We start from the raw sequence: 24,136 nt of genomic DNA on the forward strand, positions 1-24,136 counted from the left end.
TGCAAGAAAACATCCGATATGAGCATCGACATCGACTTCGCAGGCATCAACGCCAAGCTCGGCCGCAACGCCGAAGGCCTGGTGGACTGGGCGATCGGCCTGGGCCAGCCTTCGATCATCACCACCAACTTCCGCCCGTTCGAGGCGGTGATCCTGCACATGGTCACGCGCGCACGGCGCGATGTGCCCGTGGTGTGGATGGACAACGGCTACAACACCGAGGCCACCTACCGCTTTGCCGACGAGGTGACCAAGCAACTGGGCCTTGACCTGCACATCTACCTGCCGCGCCGCTCGCGCGCGCACCGCGAAGCGGTCGAAGGCCCAACGCCCGCACTCGACGATCCGCGCCATGCCGCCTTCACCGAAGAGGTGAAGCTGGAGCCCTTCGCCCGCGCGCTGCGCGAGACGGCGCCCAAGGTCTGGTTCACCGCGCTGCGTGCCACCGACACGGCCGTGCGCGCGCAGATGGACCCGGTCAGCGTGAACCCGGACGGCCTCATCAAGGTCGCGCCGCTGCTGCACTGGTCGTCCAAGGAGCTCTACGAATACTGCGAGGCACACGGCCTGCCGAACAACTTCGACTACGTGGACCCGACCAAGGGCGAAGACAACCGCGAGTGCGGATTGCACATCGCGCACTGAGCGGCAACGCAACGCCTCACCGATCCTCCGAATCCAGCCCTCACCCGATGAACGCCCGAACCGAAACCGAACTGCTGCTGTCGCCGGCGCATCTGCCCCATCTGTCCAACACGCACCTCGATGCGCTGGAGGAAGAAACCATCTTCATCCTGCGCGAAGTGGCGGCCGCCTTCGAGCGCCCCACCCTGCTGTTCTCGGGCGGCAAGGACTCGCTGGTGCTGCTCAAGTGCGCGGAGAAGGCCTTCGGCGCCGGCCGCATTCCCTACCCGCTGCTGATGATCGACACGGGCCACAACTTCCCCGAAGTGACGGCCTACCGCGACCAGCGCGCGAAGGAATTGGGCGCCGAACTCATCGTGCGCAGCGTGGAAGACTCGATGGCGCGTGGCACCGTGCGCCTCGCGCACCCGGGCGAATCGCGCAACGCGCACCAGTCGGTGACGCTGCTCGAAGCCATTGAAGAATTCCGCTTCGACGCGCTCATCGGCGGCGCCCGCCGCGACGAGGAAAAGGCGCGCGCCAAGGAGCGCATCTTTTCGCACCGCGACAGCTTCGGCCAATGGCAACCGAAGGACCAGCGCCCCGAGCTGTGGACGCTGTTCAACACGCGTCTCGCGCCCGGCGAGCACTTCCGCGTGTTCCCCATTTCGAACTGGACCGAGCTGGACGTGTGGCAGTACATCGAGCGCGAGCACGTCGGCCTGCCGTCGATCTACTACACGCACAAGCGCGAAGTGGTCGAGCGCCGGGGCCTCCTGGTGCCGGTGACCGAACTCACCCCGCCGCGCGACGGCGAAACGGTGCAGGTGCGCGACGTGCGCTTTCGCACCGTGGGCGACATCACGACCACCTGCCCGGTCGAGAGCCTCGCGGCCGATGCGGGCGACGTGGTGCTCGAAACGCTCACGGTCGACGTGAGCGAACGAGGTGCCACCCGGATGGACGACATGACCTCCGAAGCATCCATGGAAAAACGCAAGAAAGACGGTTACTTCTGATGAGCGCGACGAATACTGCCAACGCAATCCCGATGTCCGTTCGCACTGAGCCTGTCGAAGTGCAGCGCGCAGCTTCGACAAGCTCAGCCCGAACGGGCGGGGGCGATCACGGCGACACCGGCACCGCACTGCGCTTCATCACCTGCGGCTCGGTGGACGACGGCAAGAGCACCCTCATCGGCCGCCTGCTGGTGGACAGCAAGACCGTGCTGCAGGACCAGCTGGCGGGCGTGCAGCGCGGCGGCGAAACCGACCTGGCCTTGCTCACCGACGGCCTCTCGGCCGAGCGCGAACAGGGCATCACGATCGACGTGGCCTACCGCTACTTCTCGACCGCCCAGCGCAAGTTCATCATCGGCGACGCGCCGGGCCATGAGCAGTACACCCGCAACATGGTCACCGCCGCCTCGGCCGCCGATGCCGCCGTGGTGCTGGTCGATGCGACCAAGCTGGCCTGGGCCGCCGAAGTGGAAGACGGCACCGTGGTCAAGCGCGAGCTGCTGCCGCAGACGCGCCGCCACACGCTCCTGTGCCACCTGCTGCGCGTGCAGTCGATCGTGTTCGCGGTCAACAAGCTCGATGCCATCGACGACGCGGGCCTGGCCTTCGAGCGCATCTCGACGGCGCTCAATGCCTTTGCCGAAGCGGCCGGCGTGCAGGTCGCGGGCATCGTGCCGATCTCCGCGCTCAAGGGCTGGAACGTGGCCACGCGCCATGCCGACTGGGTCGGCTACGAAGGCCCGAGCCTGCTCGCGCTGCTCGAAGACCTGCCGGTCACCGTGCAGGACGAGGCGGTGCCCTTCGCCTTCCCGGTGCAGTGGGTCGAGAAGTTCTCCGCCTCCGCCGACACCTCGCAGGGCCGCCGCGTGTTCTGGGGCCGCGTCGCCTCGGGCCATGTGGAACCGGGCCAGCGCGTGACGGTGCTCCCGAGCAACCAGACCGCGACTGTCGCGCAGGTGCTGAGCCACACGCGCCAGCCGAAGTCGGTGCATGCGGGCCACAGCGCCGGCATCGTGCTCGACCGCGAGGTCGACGTGTCGCGCGGCGACTGGCTGCTGGCGCCCGGCGCCTTCGAGCCGGTGCGCGAGATCACCGCCACCGTGGCCTGGCTGGACGACGAGCCGCTGGTCGCGGGCCGCGTGTACTGGGCGCTGCAGGGCCATCGCTGGGTCAAGGCGAAGGTCGCGCGCATCGTGGATCGGGTGAACATCACCACGCTCGAATCGGAGCCCGCGACGCAACTGGAAGCCAATTCGATCGGCGATGTGGTGCTCGCGCTGCAGCAGCCGCTGGCCGTGCTGCCCTTCACGCAATCGCGCGCCCTGGGCTCGCTGGTGCTGGTCGATACGGCCTCCCACAAGACCGCTGCTGCCGTTCTCGTGCAGCCCGCCGCCGCAAAGGCCTAAAATCTGGGGTTTTCCCCGATCAAACTGACGTTTAAAAGACAAATGACCCACGTCGTTTCCGAAGCCTGCATCCGTTGCAAATACACCGACTGCGTGGACGTTTGCCCCGTCGACTGCTTCCGCGAAGGTCCCAACATGCTGGTGATCGACCCGGACGAATGCATCGACTGCGCGGTCTGCATCCCCGAATGCCCCGTCAACGCGATCTACGCCGAGGAAGACCTTCCGGCCAACCAGATCGCCTTCATCAAGATCAACGCCGAGCTGGCCGTGGCCGACGGCTGGAAGAGCATCACCAAGCGCAAGCCCGCTCTCCCGGACGCTGACGATTGGAAAGACAAGACCGACAAGGTCGGGGAGCTGGTGCGGTAAAGGGGCTCTCCCCCATGCTGCGCGCACTTCGTGTCGCTTCGCACACCCCCTCGCCGGGGGCAATACCAGCGGCCCGGCAAAGCCGGTTCCGCGGTATTTCTGGAAGGAACCCCTGAATGCCTTCCCATCCTGTCGAGACCGATGCCCTGATCGTCGGTGCAGGCCCTGTCGGGCTGTTCCAGGCCTTCCAGCTGGGCCTGCTTGAAATCTCCTGCCACATCGTCGATGCACTGCCCGCCGCGGGCGGCCAGTGCGTGGCGCTCTATGGCGACAAGCCGATCTACGACATTCCCGGCACGCCGGTGACCAGCGGGCGCGAGCTCGCGCAGTCGCTGCTCGCGCAGGTGGCGCCGTTCAAGCCGCAATTTCACTTTGGTGAACAGGTCGCCACGCTGGAGCGTCAAGCCGATGAGCGCCTTCTGTTGACGACCTCGGCCGGCAAGGCGTTCCTCGCGAAGACGGTGTTCATCGCGGCCGGCGTCGGCGCGTTCGTGCCCAAGCGCATCACGCTCGAGGGCATCGCGCAGTTCGAGGACACTTCGCTTTTCTATCACCCCGAATCGCTGGACCGCTTTGCGGGGCAGACGGTGGTGGTGAATGGCGGCGACGACATCGCGCTAGCAACCGCCGTCGCCCTCACGACTATCGCCAGGCAGGTCACGCTGATCCATCGCCGCGACGGCTTCCAGGCCGACGAGGCGAACATCGCCGCGATGCGCGCCCTCGTCGCCGCCGGCAAGCTGGCCTTCAAGGTCGGACAGCCGACCGCGTTCGACGGCAAGCAGTTGCAGATCACCACGCCCGATGCGACGACCGTCGACCTGCCGCTCGATGCGCTGGTCGCGTGCCTGGGCATCTCGCCGCGCCTCGGCCCCATCGCCGATTGGGGCCTCGAACTCGAGCGCAAGCAGGTGCCCGTCGACACCGAGAAATACGAAACGCGCGAGCGCGGCGTGTTCGCGGTCGGCGACATCAACACCTACCCGGGCAAGAAGAAGCTCATCGTCTGCGGCTTCCATGAAGCCACGCTGGCGGCCTGGGGCGCCACCGCCATCGTGTTCCCGGGCAAGGCCGTGCCGCTGCAGTACACGACGACCAGCACCCGGCTGCACGAGCTGCTGGGCGTGGCTACTTCGCGCTAGACAACAGCGCCCGGTACTCGCCGATGAAGCTGCCGATGGCGGCGACGTAGCCGTCGATGTCCGCATCGGACACCGGCAGCGAGAGCACCACGAAGCCGCGCGGCGAGGTGTAGATCCCTCGGCTGAGCAGGTGGAAGAAGAGCAGCTGGCGCAGGCGCCCATCGACCGGCGCCAGATCGTCCACGCGCCGCACCTCGCCTTCCAGGAAATGCGCATTCATCAGCGAGCCCACGCCGGTGAACTGCATCGCCACGCCCTCCTTCGCGCACAGCGCGTTGAGCCGCGCACGCATCGCCTCGCCGCGCTCGGCCAGCGCACCGGCGGCCTCGGGCGTGAAGAGCTTCGTGAGCCCCGCATACCCTGCCGCCATCGTCATCACGTTGTTGTTGAAGGTGCCCGAATGCGCGAGCGCGCCGGTGCGCGGATCGAACTGCGCCATCACGTCCGCGCGCCCGCCGAAGGCGCCGAACGACATGCCGCCGCCGATGTACTTGCCCAGCGTGGTGAGGTCCGACCGGATGCCCAGCTGGTTCGCGAGGCCGTGCGGCGCGAGGCGCGAGGTCATCACCTCGTCGAAGACCAGCAGCGCGCCGACTTGCGTGGCGCCATCGCGCAGCGCCTGCAGGAAATCGAGCCGCCCCGGAATGCATCCGCTCGCGCCCTGCATCGGCTCGACCAGGATCGCGGCGATTTCCGGTCCGTGCTTCGCGATCTCCTCGCTCGCGCGCTGCGCGTCGTTGTAGGGCAGCACGAGGAAATCGAAGGGCACGGTCGTCGGCGAAGGCTTGTCGCCGAAGCCGAGCACGCCGCCGTGATAGCCGCCCGAGAACACCACGATCTTTCGCCGCCCCGTGAAGTGCAGCGCGGCCGTGAGCGCCATCAGGTTCGCCTCGGTGCCCGAGTTGGTGAAGCGCAGTTGCTCGATCTGCGCAAAGCGCTCGCAGATGGTCTTTGCCAGGCGCCCTTCCAGCAGGTTGTGGCCCGTGAGGTTGATGCCGTCGGCCATCGCCGCGATGACCGCCTCGCGGATCTCGGGCGCCGAGTGGCCGTAGACGCCGGCCGTGTACTCGGCGATGAAGTCGGCGTAGCGATGGCCATCGGCATCCCAGAGCGCCGCCCCCTCGCCCTTGGCAATGGTGAGCGGGAACGGCGCGTAGAACAGCACAGAGCGCGTGTTGGCGCCGGGCATGTAGCGCGTTTGCGCGTCGAAGAGGCGGCTGCTCTCGGGGTTGCCCTCGGTGAAGCGTTGATGCGCCCCGGCGAGGGCTTGGTCGATGGCGTCGGTCATGGAACGGTCCTTGGGAAATGGCGGGCTTGGCCGCGATTAATTGATCAGTGCTCAATTAATAATATTTATACAATCAATTCGCCCGCCGCACAATGCTGAATCCATGAAGAAGAAGCCCGAGCCCGAACCCAAGCCGAAAACCGCCGGCCGCCCCACCGGCGGCGGCGCGCTCTCCAAGCGCCTCATCGCCGAGGCCGCGCTCGCGCACATCGACGAATTCGGCCTGGGCGCGTTCAGCATGCGCGAGATCGCCTCCCAGCTGGGCGTCTACCCGGCCACGGTGCATTGGCACGTGAGCACGCGCGAAGCGCTGCTGGCCGAGGTGGCCGCCGCCGTCATGGCGCAGGTCACGCCGCCGGCGGGCACGCTCGCATGGCAAGCATGGATCACCGAGCTCTTCCACCGCTGCCGCGCCGCCGTGCGCAGCCACCCGAACGTGGCGCAGTTGCTGGGCGCGCAGCTGGTGTCGAACGGCAGCCTGCCGACCGAACTCGTCGAAGGCGTGCTCGCCGCGCTGGCTGAGGCTGGCTTCGAGGGGCAGCCGCTGCTGGAGGCCTACAACTGCGTGATCGCGGCGATGCTGGGCTTTCTCACGATGGAGTTCTCGCCCCTGCCCGCCGACAACACCCAGGCCTGGGCCGAGGAGCTGCGCGAGCGCGTGCACACCATCCGCCCGCTCGACCACCCGGTGCTCGCGCGCAACCTGCCGCTGCTCGCCAACAAGGCCTTCATCGTGCGCTGGGACAATGGCACCACCGTGCCGCTGGACAGCAGCTTCGAGCGGCACATCCGGATCACCATCGACGGGCTGGAGGCGTTCGCGCGCAGGGTCAAGGGCGCTTGACGGGCATCGCCGGGTCCAGCAGCTCGTACAGCACCATGCGCGTCTGCCGCCCGCGCAGCTCCACCAGCTCCTCGATGCGCCGCGTGGCCAGCCGCCCGCCCAGCCCTTCGAACGTGGCCTCTGAGATCAAGGTGCGCGTGCCCAGCTGCTTGTTCGTGCTCTCGATGCGGCTCGCCACGTTGATCACGTCGCCCAGTGCCGTGTAAGACAGCCGGTCGCTCGAGCCGAGCACCCCCGCGATCACGACGCCCGTGTGAATCCCGATGCGCGTGCGGAATTCTTGAAGCCCCTCTTCCCGCCACTTGCGGTTGAGCGCCTGCATCTCTTCATGCAGTTCGAGCGAGGCCACGCAGGCCTGGTACTCCGCATCCGGCAGGTCCGCCGGCGCGCCCCAGAGCACCATGATCCCGTCGCCCATGAACTTGTCGACCACGCCGCCATGCCGCGCGAACACGCGCGTGGCGAGGTTGAAGTACGCGGTCAGCTGGCGCATGAGCAGGTCGGCGTCCATCGATTCCGAGATGCTGGTGAAGCCCTCCACGTCGGTGAACATCGCGGTCACGCGCCGCGGCGAGCCGTTGGGCGCGAGCGCATGGCCTTGCGCGACGAGCTGCTTGATCACGTCCACCGGCACGAACTTGCGGAAGGCCTGGAGGCTGCGCGCTGAATCGTCCAGCGCCTGGCTGAGGTTCTCGATCTCGAACACCCGGCTCGATTCGCGCGGCAGGTTGTCCAGCTCCAGCCGCCCGATGCGCCGCGCGGTGCGCGAGAGCTTCTCGATCGGCGCCGTGACGAGCTTGGAAAGGCGCAGCGAAATGAAGAGCGCCAGCGCCAGGAACGCCAGCGTCAGCAGCAGCGACCACAGCACGTTGCGGTGCAGCCCGCCGAGCAGCGCGTCCTCGGGCTCCCAGCTCACGAGCCGCCAGCCGGTCGAGGGGATGTGCGAGGTCTGCACCTTGTAGCGCTCGCCGTCGTGCACGAGGCTGAAAGCCATGTCGTCGGTCCAGCCATGGCTGCCGTCGGCCAGCATGTGCGCGTGCACCGCGCCGAGCACGCCGCCCTCTGGGTTTTCCAGCGCGCGAACGACGTGGGGCTGGTCGCTGCGCGCGATCACGTGATGGTCCGCGCTCAGCAACGCGCTGTGTCCATGGCCCGTGCCACCGAACACGCGCACCAGGTTCGACAGGTGCCCGAGCGACACGCCGCCCGCCACCACCAGCGTGCGCACCGCCCCTTCGTCGTCGCGCCGCCGGCTGGGCCGCGCATGGCCGATGCCCAGCTCCTTGGCCGAGCCGAGCACGAAGGGCGCGGTCCAGAGCGGGTGCTGCGCTTTCTGCGCTTCGACGAACCATTCGTCGTGCACCGGGTCGTCGTCGCTGCGAAAGGCCTCGATGCGGCTCGTGGCGTAGCGCTGGCGCGGGTCGTCGTCCCCATCGGCGTCGGGCGGCTGCTTGTATTCCCAGGTCTCGGTGCTGAAGTCCGCATCGCGCAGCACCTGGCGCACCACCGGCTCGGGATAACGCATCGCCATCAGCACGTGGCCGTCGTCGCTGGCCACGCCGATGCTGTCGAGCTCGGGCGTCTGCGCCAGCGCGGCCCAGAGCAGCTCGGCGGTCTGCTCGCCGTCTTCGCCGGCCGGATGCAGGCTGGGCGTGTGCGCGACGGCGCGCACCAGTGCCTCGGTCTTGGCGAGGAAGGCCAGCACGTTGTCCTCGACGCGGTCGTGGTTGACCTTGTGCGCCGACTCGCCGACCCGCGACACCAGCTGCTCCGCGCCCCAGTAGCCGAAGGCCACCAGCAGCAGCGACTGCAGCAGCGCGACCGCGCAGATGATGGTGCCGACGTCGACCCGGAAGCGGCGGAGGCGCGCGCCCGTTGAAGGTTTGGAAGGCGCGGAAGGCGCAGGTACCTTCGTCGCGTCGGGATGCCCGGAATCGTCTGTCATGTGCGCGGTCCTCTCTCTCGCGCCGATTCTCGCCCTGCTTCAGCGCGCGGCCGGCAGCTCCCGGTACTTCACAGGCGGTACTCCTTCAGGCGGTTGTAGAGCGTCTTCATGCTGATGCCCAGCACCGCGGCCGTGCGCTCCTTGTTGCGGCCGCAGCTCTCGTAGGTGGCGAGGATCACGCGCCGTTCCACGTCGGCCAGCTGCGTGCCGACCTCCACCATCAGTTCGTTGCCGCCCGGCTCCAGCGCGCCCGGCACGGTGTCGTCGAAGCCCGCCATCGTCGCGCGCGCCGTCGGCACGTCGCGCCGCGGCAGCGCGCGGGCCGCCGCGGCGGGCGCAGCGGCAACCGTCGGCGGCGGCAGCCACTCGTCGCCCACCTCCGGCCCCGTGGCCATGACCCAGGTGCGCTGCACGATGTTGCGCAGCTCGCGCACGTTGCCCGGCCAGTGGTAGGCCGACAGCCGGGACAGCGCCGTGGGCGTGAAGCGCTCCGCGCCGCCGTCCGCGTGGTGCAGGTCCTGCAGGAAGCTGCGCGCGATCAGCTGGATGTCGTCGCCGCGCTCGCGCAGCGGCGGCAGCCCGATCGGAAAGACGTGCAGGCGGTACAGCAGGTCTTCGCGCAGCTTGCCGCTGGTCACCGCCTCGGCGGCGTCGCGGTTGGTGGCCGCGATGATGCGCACGTCGGTCTGCTGCAGCTGGACCGAGCCGACGCGCATGAAGATGCCGCTCTCCAGCACGCGCAGCAATTTGGCCTGCAGCTCCAGCGGCATTTCCGTCACTTCGTCCAGGAACAGCGTGCCCCCGTGCGCGCGCTCGAAGAAGCCGCGGTGCTGGTGCTCCGCGCCCGAGAAGCTGCCGCGCTCGTGGCCGAAGATCTCGCTCTCGATCAGGTGCGGCGAAAGCGCCGCGCAGTTGACAGCCAGAAAGGGCTGGTCGCGCCGGCCGCTCAGGTCGTGCACGCCGCGCGCCACCAGCTCCTTGCCGGTGCCGCTCTCGCCATGCACGAACACGCTCACGGCCGTGTCGGCCACCCGGGACATCTGGCGGTACACGCGCTGCATCGGCGGCGAGCGGCCGATGAGGTGGCCGAAGCGGCCGGTTTCGCGCCAGCGCTCCTGCACTTCATCGAGTTCCAGGCGTAGTTGCGACGGCTCGACCAGGCGCGACAGCAGCTTCTTCAGATGCTGCGGGTTGATCGGCTTGGGCAGGTAGTCGGTGGCCTGCAGGCCCGGCGGGCCGGTGGAGGTTTCGGGGACCGCCTGGGCGCTCATGAGCACCAGCACCGTGTCGCCCAGGGTGTCCAGGTCGGCCAGCAGGTCGAAACCGCTGCCGTCGCGCAGGTGCAGGTCCAGCAGCAGCAGGTCGGGCCGCCGCGTCGCGATGAGGCGGCGGGCCGCGCCGATCGAATGGGCGCACGCGGCCGTGTGCCCCTCGCGCACGACCAGCGCGGCGATCATTCGCGCCGATTCCTCGTCGTCTTCAACAATCAGTGCATGGCCCAATCGTGACTCCCCTTTGCCCTGGCGCCGCAGGGCGGCGCCTGAACCCTGCCATTGGCGGCGGTTTGTTCACCCGAGACAGCGCAACGCGTGCCCATCGCGCCCCGGTTGCGATGTAGTACGCAAGACCTAAAGCGCCGGATTCACAGCATTTGACGTTGTTTCAAGAGGTTTGGGAATATAACGATCGAAAGCCATTCGCGCCCGTTTTTTCGGTCGCCGCATGGCCATTCGGCCGACGCCGCCCTCGGCGCGGGGCCGTTCAGGCCGCCGCGCCGGCCCCTTGCCGGCTGCGCCGCGCGATGCACATGAGCGACAGCGCGCTCGCGGGGGCCGCCGGATCGCGGCCCGAGAGCAGGTTCCCGATGCGGTACTTCCATTGCGCCGGCCCGACGTCGCCGCGCAGCGCCGCGGCGCCGACCTGGTGGTTGTGCGGGTGCACCGCGACCTCGAAACCCAGCGGCTCCAGCGTCGAGGTGAAAAATTCCCGCGTGACCCCGTCGCCGGGCCGGTGGTGGATTTCGGTCTTCAGGCCCCACGACTGCTGGTTGCCGGTTTTGTGAAATCCGTGCCGGATCAATCGGTAAATACCCAGCCGCGCATTCCAGAGCAAACGGGCCACGCCTTTGTAGTCCCATGCGGTCAATTGCGGGTCGTGATCGGTGATAAGCAAACCATTTGGCTTAACCAGCCGCGCACCTTCGCGCAACACCGCTTGCATATCGTCGCAATGGTGCAGTGAAGCATTGATGACGACGATATCGGCAATCTGCGAACGGAATGGCGTGTTCGCCGCATCGGCCAGCACGGCCGTGTAGCCGATTCCGGCCGCCATCTCCAGCGAACCGCCCGCCACATCCACGCCCACCAGCAGCCTGGGCTTTCCGCCCACCGTGGCAAAGACATTGCCGGGGCCGCAGCCCAGATCGACGACGACCTTGTCCGTCCAATCGCCGCCGGCGGCGAGCCATCTATTGCGGAAATGCGCATCGCGATGGCAGAAGGCGAAGTATTCGCCCGCCCATTCCTTATTTCCGAAATAGAAGGCATTGGCCGATCTTCCGTCGGAATTTCCCTCCATGTTCGATCGCCAATAACCGCCGGAATAATTCAGAACAACGCCGGGTAACAGGATGTCGTCGAGCATATTCAGCCTTTCGTTGAATCATCGAACTCCCTGGAGTATTTTTTAATAGGGTTTTCGGCCAACTCTTCTGCAATTTGATTTTTTAACCGCTGAAAAGCGGAAATCAAACAGGAAACGCTTTCAATTCGATTCTTCATGTTTACAAGATTGCCAAACTTGACAAGTGTCAAGACGGAGCGGCGCTTGCCGCGGGCACATGGCCCGTCCCTCCCGGAGTGCCACCAGCAGCCCCCTGCACGGGGCGGCTGGGCCTTTATTGAAACGAGATTCCACCGTCCGATCCGTAAATTCGGCAGTCAACCGAACGGCAAATTATTCAAAATCATGAATTGGGTACCCCAAACACCATAAATAGGGTAGTTGAATCCAGAAATAAGTATATCTCGATGTAACAGACCCCTGAAACACCCACACGGACAGTTCACCAAGCTCCTAGGATCGCAACAAGCCGATCCCGACTTGAATTCCGATTGTTAGGTCAATCTTAATTCAGGAATTATCCATTGCAATTCAGCTTGGTAATTAAATGGAAACTCAGACTGTTCCGCTGGCGCAAACGCCCGCCGCTTCCGGGCCTTCGCTCAACGACCTGTTCGTGGCGCAGCCCTCGCTGGAAGCGGGCGGCGGGCGGTTCACGGCCACCCTGGCGCTCGACGCGGACCTCGCGCAGCGCTCGCTGGCCGCCCTGGGTACCACCGGCCATCTGCCGGACACGCTGTTCGCCGGCGCCTGGCAGTTGCTGCAGGCGCGCTGGCTGGGCCAGCCGCTGCCGTCCGCCACGGCCAGCGCATGGCTGGCGCAGCTGGACCGCGACCGCCGCACGACCGCCGAGCCTTCCGACGCTCCGCTGCGCCTTCGGTTCGATGCCCCCTCCAGCCACCTGGCCTGCCTGCACCTGGAAATCGCCCCGGGCCTGATGGATGCGCGGGCGGCCGACCGCCTGCTCGCCGCCATCACCGACACCGCCGCCGACCTGCTGGACCGCCCCGATGCGCCGCTCGGCGACATCCGCACCCTGCCCGCCGCCGATCGCCACGACCAGCTCGCCGCCTGGAACACGGCGCCCTCCACGCTCGACCGCGCGCTCACCGTGCCGGCCCTCTTCAGCCGGCAAGCAGCCGCCGCGCCCGATGCGGTGGCGATCGTGGAAGGCGACGCGGCGATGCGCTACGGCGAGCTGGACGAGCGCAGCGACCGCCTCGCGCAGCGCCTGCAGCGCCTGGGCGTGCAGGCCGGCGACAACGTCGGGCTGATGCTGGAGCGCTCGATGGCCGCCATCGTCGCCATGCTCGGCATCCTCAAGGCGGGCGCCGCCTACGTGCCGGTGCCCGCGGACTTTCCGGCCGAGCGCGTCGCGAACATGCTCGGGCAGGCAGGCGCCACGCACGTGCTGACGAGCGAAGCGCTCGGCCACCTCGTGCCGGCCGACCGCACCGCCGTACTGCTCGATGCGCCTGAAGACGACACGCATCGCACTCTTCAGAACACGCCGCGCATCGATGGCGAATCGGTGGCGTACCTCATGTACACCTCGGGCTCGACGGGGATACCCAAGGGTACGGCGATCAGCCACCGCGCGATCCTGCGGCTGGTGGTCGGCGTGGACTACGTCGATCTCGCCCCCGGCCGCGCGGTGCTGCATGCGGCGCCGCTCGCCTTCGACGCATCGACGCTGGAGATCTGGGGGCCGCTCCTGAACGGCGGCCGCTGCGTGGTGCACGACGAACGGGTACCCACCGGCGCCGGCCTCGCGCGCACCATCGCCCGCCACGACGTGCACACCGCGTGGCTCACGGCGGCGCTTTTCAACGCGGTGATCGACAGCGATCCGCAGCACCTCGCGGGCCTTTCGCACCTGTTCACGGGCGGCGAGGCGCTGTCGGTGGCGCATGTGCGCCGCGCGCTCGATGCGCTCCCGGGCCTTGCGCTGAGCAACGGCTACGGCCCGACCGAGTGCACGACCTTCGCGGCCACGCACCGCATCGAACGCGAGAGCCTCGCGGCCGGCCTGCGCTCGGTGCCGCTCGGCCGGCCGATCAAGGACACGGTGCTGCGCGTGCTGAGCCCGTCGCTCGCGCTGCTGCCCAGCGGCCTCGTGGGCGAGCTGTGCATCGGCGGACATGGCCTTGCGCACGGGTACCTCGGGCAGCCCGAGCTCACCGCCGCGCGCTTCGTGCCCGATCCCTTCGGCGGGCCCGACGACCGGCTCTACCGCACCGGCGACCTCGCGCGCTGGCTGCCCGACGGCACCGTCGAATTCATCGGCCGCATCGATGGCCAGGTGAAGATCCACGGCCACCGCATCGAGACCGGCGAGGTCGAGGCGGCGATCCTCGCGCACCCGGCGATCCAGTCGTGCGCGGTGGTGGCGCGGCCCGGCGGCGATGGCGCCTTGCGCCTGGTCGCCTACCTCGTCGCGCGCTCGCAGCCGTTGCCGTGGGACGTGCTGCGCGCGCACCTCGCGGCCCGCCTGCCCGCGGCGATGCTGCCCTCGGCGCCGGTGTGGCTCGCGCAGTTGCCCGTCACGCCCAACGGCAAGCTCGACCGCAAGGCGCTGCCCGAGCCCGCGGGCGAGCGGCCCGAACTCGCGCAGCCTTATGAAGAGCCGCGCGATGCGCTCGAGCAGCAGGTGTGCGACGCCTTCGCGCGCGCCCTCTGCATCGCCAAGGCCGGGCGCAACGACAACTTCTTCGACCTGGGCGGCAACTCGCTGCTGGTGCTGCAGGTGCTGGCCGACCTGCAGCGCGATGACGCGCCGACGCTGTCGACCAACCTCTTCTTCCGGCAGCCGACGCCGGCCGCCATCGCGGCGCAATTGCAACCGGCCGAAGCGATCGCGCAGCCCGTGCTCACCACCGCCCGCGGCACCACCGCACACCGCGCACCGGCCGACGCCCCCGAAGCCATCGCCCTCATCGCCACCGCCGGCCGCTTTCCCGGCGCGGGCGACGTCGAGCAGTTCTGGGACAACCTGGTCGCCGGCCGCGACACCGTGAGCTTCTTCGACGACGCCACGCTCGATGCCGGCGTGAGCCAGGCCCTGCGCAACGACCCGGCTTACGTGCGGGCGCGCGGCGTGATCGAAGGCATCGAGAACTTCGACGCCGCCTTCTTCGGCATCGGCCCGAAGGAAGCCACCCTCATGGACCCGCAGCACCGCGTGTTCCTGGAGATCTGCTGGGAGTGCCTGGAGCGCGCGGGCTACGTGCCCGACGAGGCGCCCGGCCCCGTGGGCGTGTACGCGGGCACGTACAACGCGACCTACTTCCAGCGCCACGTCGCCTCGCGGCCCGATCTGGTGGAAGCCGTCGGCGAATTCCAGGTGATGCTGGCCAACGAGAAGGACTACATCACCACCCGCGTGGCCAACCGCCTGAACCTGCGCGGGCCGGCCGTGAGCGTGAACACCGCCTGCTCCACCTCGCTGGTCGCGGTGTCGCAGGCTTTCCACGCGCTGCGCACGGGCCAGTGCTACATGGCGCTGGCGGGCGGCGCCTCGGTCACCTGCCCGCCCCGAAGCGGCTATCTCTACAACGAGGGCTCGATGCTCTCGCCCGACGGCCACACGCGCAGCTTCGACGCCGAGGCCAAGGGCACCGTCTTCAGCGACGGCGCGGCCGTGGTGCTGCTCAAGCGCCTGGCGGATGCAGAGGCCGATGGCGACACCATCTACGCGGTGCTGCGCAGCGCGTGCGTCAACAACGACGGCGGCGCCAAGGCCAGCTTCACCGCGCCCAGCGTGGACGGCCAGGCCGCGGTGATCCGCGCCGCGCTGGCCGCGGCCGACGTGGACGCGCAGAGCATCGGCTACGTCGAGGCGCACGGCACCGCCACGCCGATGGGCGACCCGATCGAGGTCGAGGCGCTGGCCGTCGCCTACGCCGAGCACACCGATGCGCGCGGCTACTGCACGCTCGGCTCGCTCAAGAGCAACGTGGGCCACATGGTCACGGCCGCGGGCGCCGCGGGGCTCATCAAGGCGGCGCTGTCGCTGCACCACGAACAGATTCCGCCCACAGCGCACTTCACCGCGCCGAACCCTTCGATCGATTTCGCGCGCACGCCGTTCTTCGTGACGAACCAGCTGCAGCCCTGGCCGCGCGCCGACCTGCCGCGCCGCGCGGGGGTGAGCTCGTTCGGCGTCGGTGGCACGAATGCGCACGTCGTGCTCGAAGAAGCGCCGGCGCGCGCCGCTGCGGCACCGGTCACGGCCGGCATCCACGTGCTCCCGCTGTCGGCCCGCTCGGAGGCCGCGCTCGCGGTGGCCACGCAGCAACTCGCGGCGCACCTGGAAGCGCACCCCGGCCTCGCGCTGGCCGATGCGGCCTTCACGCTCAGCGTCGGCCGCAAGGCCCATGCCTTCCGCCGCGCCGTGGTGGCCGCCGATGCAACAGAAGCCATCGCTGCACTGCGAATGGACGACGCCCCCTGGCGCACCAGCGGCAGCATCGCCGCGCGCGCCCCGCAGCCGGTGCTGATGTTCCCGGGCCAGGGCGCGCAGTACGCCGGCATGGGCCGCGCGCTGCATGCGAGCGACGCGGTGTTCGCCGCCGCGTTCGACGATTGCCTGCGCGCGCTCGAAGGCACCACCGATTTCGACCTGCGCGAGCGCATGTTCAGCGACGACCCGGCCGCGCTCGCGCCCACGGCCGTCACGCAGCCCGCGCTCTTCACGCTCGAATACGCGCTCGCGCGGCGGCTGCTGTCGCTGGGCCTGCGGCCGCATGCGCTCATCGGCCACAGCGTCGGCGAATTCGTCGCGGCGGTGATCGCCGGCGTGATGCGGCTTGAAGACGCGGCCCGGCTCGTCGCGCGGCGAGGCGCGCTCATGCAAGCGATGCCTGCCGGAACGATGCTGTCGGTGCGCCTCGGTGCGGACGATCTGGCCGCGCGGCTCGCGTCTTCTCCCTCCGTCTCGCTCGCCGCGGAGAACGGACCGACCGCCTGCGTGGCTGCCGGCCCCACCGAGGCCGTCGCCGAACTGCAAGCCGCGCTCGAAGCCGAAGGCATCGCCTGCCGCGCGCTGCAGACTTCGCACGCCTTCCACTCTTCGATGATGGACGGCGCGGTCGCGCCCTTCGAGGCGCTCGTCGCCGAGGTCGCGCTGCACGCACCGGCGATCCCGATCTTCTCGACGCTCACCGGCCGGCTGCTCGACGACGCGGAGGCCACCAGCCCCGCGTACTGGGCAAAGCACCTGCGCGGCACGGTGCGCTTTTCGTCGGCGCTGCAAAGCGCGGCGGCTGCGGCGGCGAACCCGGTCTTCGTGGAAGCCGGCCCGCGCAACACGCTCGCCACGCTGGTGCGCCAGCACGGCGCGAAGACGCTGGCCCTCACGTCGAAGACGGGCATCGCTGCCGTCTCGCTGCTGCACGGCGAGCCGGCCGACGAGGCCCGCACGCTGCGCCTGGCCGCCGCGCGCCTGTGGACCTGCGGCGCCGACGTCGAGCTCGCCCGCCTGGCCGCACGGGCCGGCGCACGGCGCGTGTGCCTGCCCACCTATCCGTTCGAGCGCAAGCGCCTCTGGGTCGACATCGCGCCCATCGCTTCCACCGCTTTCACCGCGCCCGTCGCATCGGCTGCGCCGATGCCCACCGCCCTTCTTCCCGCCCTTTCCGTCCCAACCGTTTCATTGGAGCCGACCGTGACCGCTGCAGTGCCTTCCACCTCATCGACCCCTGCGCCTTCATCCGCCTCGTCCGCGGTGGGCACGCGATTGCGAACGCTCTTCGAGGACATCTCGGGCATCGACATGGCCGAGGCCGAAGGCCACGCCGCGTTCGCCGAGCTCGGGCTCGATTCGCTCACGCTGACCCAGGCCGCCACGCAGATCAAGAAGACCTTCAAGGTCAACCTGAGCTTTCGCCAGCTGATGGAGAACTACCGCAGCTTCGATGCGCTCACGGCGTTCCTGCAGCAGAGCCTGCCGCCCGAGGCCGTGCCCGTGGCCGCCGCAACGGCAGCGCCAGTCACCGTGCAGGAAGCAATGCAGCCGATGGCGCAGATGGCACCGGTGGTGCAGATGGCCAGCCAATTGCCCCAATTGCCGGCCGGTGCCGTCAACCAGCTGATTGCGCAGCAAATGGAATTGATGCGCCAGCAACTGGCCCTGCTGTCGGGCTCGACCGCCGCCGTGGCGATGGCCGTGCCGGCGACGGTCTCGGTGCCTGCCGTGGCGATGCAACCGGTGCAGCCAGCGCAGACACAGGACGCGTCGCCCGACGCCCCCCGCGAACCCGTGCGCTACGACGTCGCCAAGGCCTTCGGCGCCATCGCCCGCATCCACACCAAGGCCACCGCCGAACCCAGCGCGCGGCAGAAGGCGCGGCTGGCCGCGTTCGTGCGGCGCTACGTGGCGCGCACGCAGAACAGCAAGCGCTTCACCGAAGACAACCGCGCCCACATGGCCGACCCGCGCGTGGTCAACGGCTTCCGCCCGATCACGAAAGAGATCACCTACCAGATCGTGATCGAACGCTCCAAGGGCTCGAAGATGTGGGACATCGACGGCAACGAATACGTCGATGCGCTCAACGGCTTCGGCCTGAACCTCTTCGGCTGGCAGCCCGACTTCGTGCAGGAGGCGGTGAGAAAGCAGCTGGACGCGGGCTACGAAATCGGCCCGCAGCATCCGCTCGCGGCCGACGTGACGCGCCTCTTGTGCGAGCTCACCGGCTGCGAGCGCGCGGGCCTGTGCAACACCGGCTCCGAGGCCGTGATGGCGGCGCTGCGCATCGCGCGCACCGTCACCGGCCGCAGCACGGTGGCCGTCTTCACCGGCTCCTACCACGGCACCTTCGACGAAGTGCTGGTGCGCGCCGGCAAGGGCGGCAAGGGCCTGTCGGCGGCGCCCGGCGTGATGAGCGGCATGTTCGGCGACGTGCGCGTGCTGGACTACGGCACGCCCGAGGCGCTGGCCTTCATCCGCGAGAACGCGGAAGACCTGGCCGCGGTGCTGGTCGAGCCGGTGCAGAGCCGCCGGCCCGACTTCCAGCCCCGGGAGTTCCTGCACGCGGTGCGCGATGTCACCACGCAAAGCGGCACCTGCCTCATCTTCGACGAGGTCATCACGGGCTTTCGCACGGGGTTGGGCGGCGCGCAGGAACTCTTCGGCGTGCGCGCCGACCTGGCCACCTACGGCAAGGTGATCGGCGGCGGTTTCCCGGTCGGCGTGATCGCGGGCAAGCGCCCGTTCATGGACGCGCTGGACGGCGGTGCATGGCAGTACGGCGACGATTCGATTCCGGGCGTGGGCGTGACCTACTTCGCCGGCACCTTCGTGCGGCACCCGCTCGCGCTGGCCGCGTGCAAGGCCTCGCTCGAACACCTGAAGGCCGCGGGCCCCGCGCTGCAGGCCGCGCTCGGCGCGAGCACCACCGCGATGGCCGAGGAGCTCACCGGCTGGTGCGCCGAGGTCGGCGCGCCGATCGCCATTCGCCACTTCGCCTCGCTCTGGCGCGTGAACTGGCTCGAAGACCATCCGCTGCAGGACCTGCTCTTTGCCATGATGCGCAGCCGCGGCGTGCACATCCTGGACAACTTCCCGTGCTTCCTCACGACGGCGCACAGCCAGGAAGACATCGCGACGATCCAGCGCGCGTTCAAGGAATCGGTGGCCGAGATGCAGGAGTCGGGGTTCCTGCCGCGCCGAACGCCGGCCGTGCCGGCCTTCGACATGCGAAAGCCCGCCGAGGAAGGCTCGGTGCTCGGCCGCGACGTGGACGGCCAGCCGTTCTGGTATGTGCCGGGCAGCGCGGACGCGATCCAGATCTCGAACGGGCGGGCCGCATGAACGCCGTTCTTCGCCCCACCTCGGCCGCCCTGGGCTCGGCCGCCAACGTCGGCGCATTCGTCGAATGCGTGATTCCCACCACCGAGTCGCAGCGCGAGGTCTGGCTCGGCGCCATGCTCAGCCCCGAGGCATCGCTGGCCTACAACGAATCGGTGCTGCTGCGCCTGCGCGGCCCGCTGGACCGCCAGGCCATGGCGCGCGCCGTGGCGCAGCTGGTGGCGCGGCACCAGTCGCTGCGCGCCACCATCTCGCCCGACGGCACCTGCATGCTGGTCGGCCAGGCCGAGCCCGATCCGCTGGTGCAGCAGGACCTGGAGCCGCTCGATGCCGAGGCGCGCGCGCTGGCGCTGGCCGACGCGCACGACGCGGCGGTGGGCACGCCGTTCTCGCTGGAGCACGGGCCGCTCTTTCGGGCCGTGCTCTATCGCCTGGGCGAAGGGGAGCATGAGCTCCTCATGTCGGCGCACCACGTGGTGTGCGACGGCTGGTCGTGGGCGGTGGTCACCGAGCAGTTGGGCCATCTCTATGCCGAACAGACCGGCGAGGGCCTGCCGCTGAAGGCGGCGCCCACCTTCGACGCCTTCGCCACCGAGGAAGCCGCAGAGGCCGCGCACCCCGACATGCAAGGCCACATCGACTACTGGCTGGAACGCTTCTCGGGCGGCACGCTGCCGGTGCTCGACCTGCCGCCGGACCACCCGCGCCCCGCCGTGCGCACCTTCGCCTCGCGTCGCACCGAGCGGCTGCTCGACCGGCGCCTGGTGACCACGCTGCGCGGCATGAGCGCCCGCACCGGCGCGAGCCTTTTCGCGGGGCTGCTCGCGGGCTTCGTCGCCACGCTGCACCGCCTCACCGGGCAGGACGACATCGTGGTCGGCATCCCGGCCTCGGGGCAACTGGCGCGCGACATGCCCGGCCTCGTGGGCCACTGCGTGAACCTGCTGCCGCTGCGCATCGCCGCGCACGCCACGCTGCGCTTCGATGCGCTCATGGGCGAGTGCAGCACCACCGTGCTGGATGCGTTCGACCACCAGTCGCTCACCTACGGCGCGCTGCTGGGCAAGCTCGCGCTGCAGCGCGATGCGAGCCGCCTGCCGCTGGTGAGCGTGATGTTCAACGTCGACCCCGACGTGGCCGGCAGCGCGCAGACCTTCTCGGGCCTGCACGTGGAGCAGGACACCGTGGCGCGCCGCTGCGAGAACTTCGAGCTCTTCCTCAACCTGCGGCCGCTCGATGGCGGGCTGCAGATCGAGGCCCAGTACAACACCGACCTCTACGACGAGGAAAGCGTGCAGCGCTGGCTCGACATGTTCGAGTGCGTGCTGCGCTCGGCCGCGCGCAGCCCGGCCGACGCGATCGGCCGGCTGGAGGTGCTCTCGCCCGAGGCGGCGAACGCGCTCGCCGCGCTGCAGCCACCGCCCACGCCGCTGCAAGGCCTGCCGCTCGCGCACGCCGGCTTCATGGCACGCGCGCTGCTGCAGCCCACGCGCCCCGCGGTGCGCGACGGCGCGCGCACCTGCAGCTACGCCGAGCTCGATGCGCGCTCCAACCGCCTGGCCCATGCGCTGCGCGCACGCGGCATCGGCAGCGGCGAAACCGTGGGCCTGTGCCTGGAGCGGGGCCTGGACATGGTCGTGGCGCTGCTGGCGGTGCTCAAGTCCGGCGCGGCCTACGTGCCGCTGGACCCGGCCTTTCCGCAGGCGCGGCTGGACCACTACGCGGTGGACGCGAGCCTCACCCTCCTTGTCACCACCTCGGACATCGCGGCCGCGCCGCGCCGCTGGAATGCCGACGCGGCCGCGCGCATCTTCGAGATCGACCGCGACACCGCCTGGCTGCAGGAGCCGGCCAGTGCGCTGGAACCGGGCAGCGGCGACGCCGGCCCCGACGACGCCGCCTACGTGATCTACACCTCCGGCTCCACGGGCCTGCCCAAGGGCGTGCGCGTGCCGCACGGCGCGGTGGCCAACCTGCTCGCCTCGATGCAGAAGGCGCCGGGCATCGGCGCGAACGACCGGATCGCCGCGGTGACCACGCTGTCGTTCGACATCCACGTGGCCGAGATCCTGCTGCCGCTGGCGGCCGGCGCCGAAGTGGTGATGGTCCAGCGCGAGACGGCGATCGACGGCAACCGCCTGCGCGCGCTGCTGGAGTCCGAGGACATCACGGTGCTGCAGGCCACGCCCGGCATGTGGCAGTTGCTGCTGGATGCCCAATGGGCCGGCACCAAGGTCTTCCGCGGCTGGATCGGCGGCGAAGCCGTGCGCGCCCGGCTCGCGTTCGACCTGCTGGACCGCGCCGCCGAGATCTGGAACGTCTACGGCCCCACCGAGACCACCGTGTGGTCCACCGCATGGAACATGCAGCGCGAGACGATCGCCGCGCGCGGCATGTCCGTCGGCACGCCCATCGACAACACCGAGGTGTGGATCCTGGACGCCGAGATGCAGCCCTGCCCCATCGGCGTGCCCGGCGAGATCTGCATCGGCGGCGAAGGCCTCACGCTGGGCTACCACGAGCGGGCCGAGCTCACGGCCGAGCGCTTCGTCACGGCGCGCGTGCTGGGCCACAACCGCGCGGTGTACCGCACCGGCGACCGCGGCCGCTGGCGCAACGACGGCCTCATCGAGCACCTGGGGCGGCTGGACTTCCAGGTGAAGGTGCGCGGCTACCGCATCGAGCCCGGCGAGATCGAGGCGCGCTGCAACGAAGTGGCCGGCGTGTCGCGCAGCGTGGTGATGGCGCGCGAAGACCACCCGGGCGACGTGCGGCTGGTGGCCTACCTGGCGCTGGTGCCGGGCGCCGCGTTCGAGCTCGATGCGCTGATGCAGCACCTGCGCGAGCGCCTGCCGGCCTTCATGCTGCCGCAGCACGTGGTCACGCTCAAGAGCCTGCCCACGTTGCCCAACGGCAAGCTCGATCGCGTCTCGCTGCCCGCGCCGCAGGCCGTGCCGCGCGGCGAGGTGCGGCGCGGCGCGGCCCCGCGCAACGACGCCGAGCGCACCGTGCTCGCGGCCATGGAACAGGTGCTGAGCCTGCCCGGGCTGGACATGCACGACGACTTCTTCACGATGGGCGGCCATTCGCTGCTGGCCGCGCGGCTGGCCACGCTCCTGAGCCGCGAATTCCAGGTCACGCTGCCGCTGCGCACGCTGTTCGAGGCGCCCACGGCCGAGCGGCTGGCCGCGGCCATCGCGGTGCTGCAGGGCGCCGGCGGCGGCATGCAGAAGGCGCTGCCGTTCCGGCCCGATCGCGTGGCCGCGCCCATGACGCCTTCGCAGGAGCGCATCCGCTTCATGGAAGAGCTGCACCCGGGCCGCTCGGTCTACAACGTGCCCTCGGCGCAGCGGCTCGTGGGGCCGCTCGACGTGGCGCGCTTCGAGGCGGCGCTGGCCGAAATCATCCGCCGCCAGCCCGCGCTGCGCACCTCGGTGGGCACCGAGCCGACCTCGGGACAGCCCGTGCAATCGATATCGCGGCGTGTGGAATTTTCGCTGCCGCTCGTCGACCTGCGCGGCCTGCCCGCGGACCAGCGCGAGGCCGAGCTGGCCGAGCGCATGCAGGAGCTGGCCGACCAGCCGATCGACCTGCACCGCGCGCCGATGGCCCATGCGGCGCTGTTCCAGGTGGACGACGACGACCATGCCTTCGTGTTCGTGCCGCACCACCTCGTCTGGGACGGCTGGTGCTTCGACCTCTTCCAGCGCGAGCTCACCGCGATCTACGACGCCGCCGAGCGCGGCCGCCCGCATGCGCTGGCGCCGCTGGCCACCACGCACGGCGACTACGCCGAGTGGCTCACGCAGTGGATGCGCGAGCCCGAGTTCCGCCAGCAGCTGGACTTCTGGCGCCGCCGCTTCGAGAGCGCGCCCGTGCCGCGCGCCCCCCGCACCGACATGCCGCGGCGCGCGGGCAAGAGCGGCCAGGGCGGCACGCAGTGGATCCACATCGACCTGGCCACCACCGCGCGGCTGCGCGAGGTCGCGCGCAGCATGGAAGTGACGCTGAGCATGCTCACCTTCGGCCTCTACGCGCTCACCATGAGCCAGGTCATCGGCAGCGAATCGATCGTCATCGCCAACCCGGTGCGCGGCCGCCAGCAGCCCGAGACCGAGGACGTGATGGGCGTCTTCAACAACGTGCTGCCGGTGTCGCTGCAGATCGACACGGCGCAATCGCTGCCGGACTTCATGCGCTACGTGAAGCAGGAACTGCTCACGCTCATGAACTACCAGCAGGTGCCGTTCGAGCGCATGGTGGCCGACGGCGGCCTGGGCAGCCAGAACCGGGGCGCCGGGCCCTACCAGTCGATGTTCTCGTTCCAGGATGCGCGCGAACGCGCACGCACCCTGGGGAGCCTGCAGACCCGCCAGATGCACCTGATGCAGCGCGGCGCGACCGACGACATCGGCGTGTGGCTGATGGACAAGCCGCACGGCCTGGAAGGCGCGCTGATCTACAACGCCGACATCTACCTGCGCGAGACCGGCGCGCAGCTGCGCGACCGCTACCTGGAGCTGCTGCACCGCGCCGCCGACCGCCCCGCGGCCACGCTCGCCTACCTGGCCACCGACGAAGGCTCGGCGAGCGCGGCGTACCTGCGCAAGCTGGCGGCGGCCGAGCCCGAGAAGCCCAAGGAGGCGCTGGCCACCGCCGCGCCCGTCGCGCCGGGTGCAACCGAAGTGACGGCCGCGCGCATCCCCGTGCAAAGCCTGCTCACGCCCGAGCAGGCCCCGCTCGCGCAGATCTGGGCCGGCGTGCTGGGCATCGACGTCAACGAGATCCGCGCGAGCGACAACTTCTTCGACCTGGGCGGCGATTCGCTGATGGTGCTGCGCGCGGTGGAGCAGACCGCGCGGACGCTGGGGGTGCGCGTGGCCTCGCGGCGCTACCTGTTCGAGAACCTGGGCCAGATCGCCGCCTCCCCCTCGCCGCGCGCCGGCATGGCCGACACCGAGCCGGGCGAGCTGGCGCAGGTGCCGCTCGGCCAGGTCAAGAGCGCATCGCACGAGGGCCTCCTGGGCCGCGCGTTCGGCGGCTGGCTGCGCAAGGGCTGAT

Annotated in this window: 12 protein-coding genes; 8 read left to right on the plus strand and 4 right to left on the minus strand. The window is 69.5% G+C overall.

Annotation, left to right across the window (positions count from 1 at the left end; translation table 11 throughout):
* Positions 1-18: 18 nt before the first annotated feature.
* The 5 genes from JC881_RS02840 to JC881_RS02860 all read left to right on the plus strand — a co-directional run bounded on the left by JC881_RS02840 (position 19) and on the right by JC881_RS02860 (position 4,563).
* A complete protein-coding gene (locus JC881_RS02840; RefSeq protein WP_198784186.1) occupies positions 19-645 on the plus strand; it encodes a phosphoadenosine phosphosulfate reductase domain-containing protein in 627 nt (208 codons plus the stop codon).
* 47 nt (positions 646-692) lie between these two features.
* Positions 693-1,643, plus strand: a complete 951-nt coding sequence (gene cysD / locus JC881_RS02845; protein ID WP_198784187.1) for a sulfate adenylyltransferase subunit CysD — start codon at positions 693-695, stop codon at positions 1,641-1,643.
* Positions 1,644-1,675: 32 nt separating this feature from the next.
* Positions 1,676-3,049 carry a sulfate adenylyltransferase subunit 1 gene (locus tag JC881_RS02850; RefSeq protein ID WP_233101497.1) on the plus strand — a complete coding sequence of 458 codons (1,374 nt, stop codon included), beginning with the start codon at positions 1,676-1,678 and terminating at the stop codon, positions 3,047-3,049.
* Positions 3,050-3,091: 42 nt separating this feature from the next.
* Positions 3,092-3,421 (plus strand): ferredoxin FdxA, encoded by a 330-nt coding sequence (gene fdxA / locus JC881_RS02855; protein WP_198784188.1) that lies wholly within the window; start codon positions 3,092-3,094, stop codon positions 3,419-3,421.
* A 116-nt stretch (positions 3,422-3,537) separates the two neighbouring features.
* Entirely contained in the window at positions 3,538-4,563 is a 1,026-nt protein-coding gene (locus JC881_RS02860) for an NAD(P)/FAD-dependent oxidoreductase (protein ID WP_198784189.1), read from the plus strand.
* On the opposite strand, the gene JC881_RS02865 is transcribed toward JC881_RS02860, so the two are convergent.
* Positions 4,550-5,851: an aspartate aminotransferase family protein gene (locus JC881_RS02865; protein ID WP_198784190.1), complete on the minus strand. Its 1,302-nt coding sequence runs from the start codon at positions 5,849-5,851 to the stop codon at positions 4,550-4,552. The two genes, JC881_RS02860 and JC881_RS02865, sit on opposite strands and share 14 nt — an antisense overlap.
* A 103-nt stretch (positions 5,852-5,954) precedes the next feature.
* On the opposite strand from JC881_RS02865, the gene JC881_RS02870 reads away from it, so the two are divergent.
* On the plus strand, positions 5,955-6,695 hold the full coding sequence (locus JC881_RS02870) for a TetR/AcrR family transcriptional regulator C-terminal domain-containing protein (protein WP_198784191.1): 741 nt from the start codon (positions 5,955-5,957) through the stop codon (positions 6,693-6,695).
* On the opposite strand, the gene JC881_RS02875 is transcribed toward JC881_RS02870, so the two are convergent.
* The 3 genes from JC881_RS02875 to JC881_RS02885 all read right to left on the minus strand — a co-directional run bounded on the left by JC881_RS02875 (position 6,682) and on the right by JC881_RS02885 (position 11,286).
* On the minus strand, positions 6,682-8,640 hold the full coding sequence (locus tag JC881_RS02875) for an adenylate/guanylate cyclase domain-containing protein (protein ID WP_198784192.1): 1,959 nt from the start codon (positions 8,638-8,640) through the stop codon (positions 6,682-6,684). The two genes, JC881_RS02870 and JC881_RS02875, sit on opposite strands and share 14 nt — an antisense overlap.
* 68 nt (positions 8,641-8,708) lie before the next feature.
* The gene (locus JC881_RS02880; RefSeq protein WP_198784193.1) at positions 8,709-10,142 is read right to left on the minus strand and encodes a sigma-54-dependent transcriptional regulator; all 1,434 of its coding nucleotides are present in this window, start codon (positions 10,140-10,142) and stop codon (positions 8,709-8,711) included.
* A 259-nt stretch (positions 10,143-10,401) separates the two neighbouring features.
* A complete protein-coding gene (locus tag JC881_RS02885) occupies positions 10,402-11,286 on the minus strand; it encodes a class I SAM-dependent methyltransferase (RefSeq protein ID WP_198784194.1) in 885 nt (294 codons plus the stop codon).
* 526 nt (positions 11,287-11,812) lie between these two features.
* Here JC881_RS02885 and JC881_RS02890 point away from each other — a divergent pair.
* Entirely contained in the window at positions 11,813-19,078 is a 7,266-nt protein-coding gene (locus JC881_RS02890) for a polyketide synthase (RefSeq protein WP_198784195.1), read from the plus strand.
* On the plus strand, positions 19,075-24,135 hold the full coding sequence (locus JC881_RS02895) for a non-ribosomal peptide synthetase (protein WP_198784196.1): 5,061 nt from the start codon (positions 19,075-19,077) through the stop codon (positions 24,133-24,135). The genes JC881_RS02890 and JC881_RS02895 overlap by 4 nt, the downstream gene beginning before the upstream one ends.
* The last annotated feature ends 1 nt before the right edge of the window (position 24,136 follow it).

This window comes from Variovorax sp. IB41, assembly GCF_016405905.1.
Lineage (GTDB): Bacteria > Pseudomonadota > Gammaproteobacteria > Burkholderiales > Burkholderiaceae_C > Variovorax.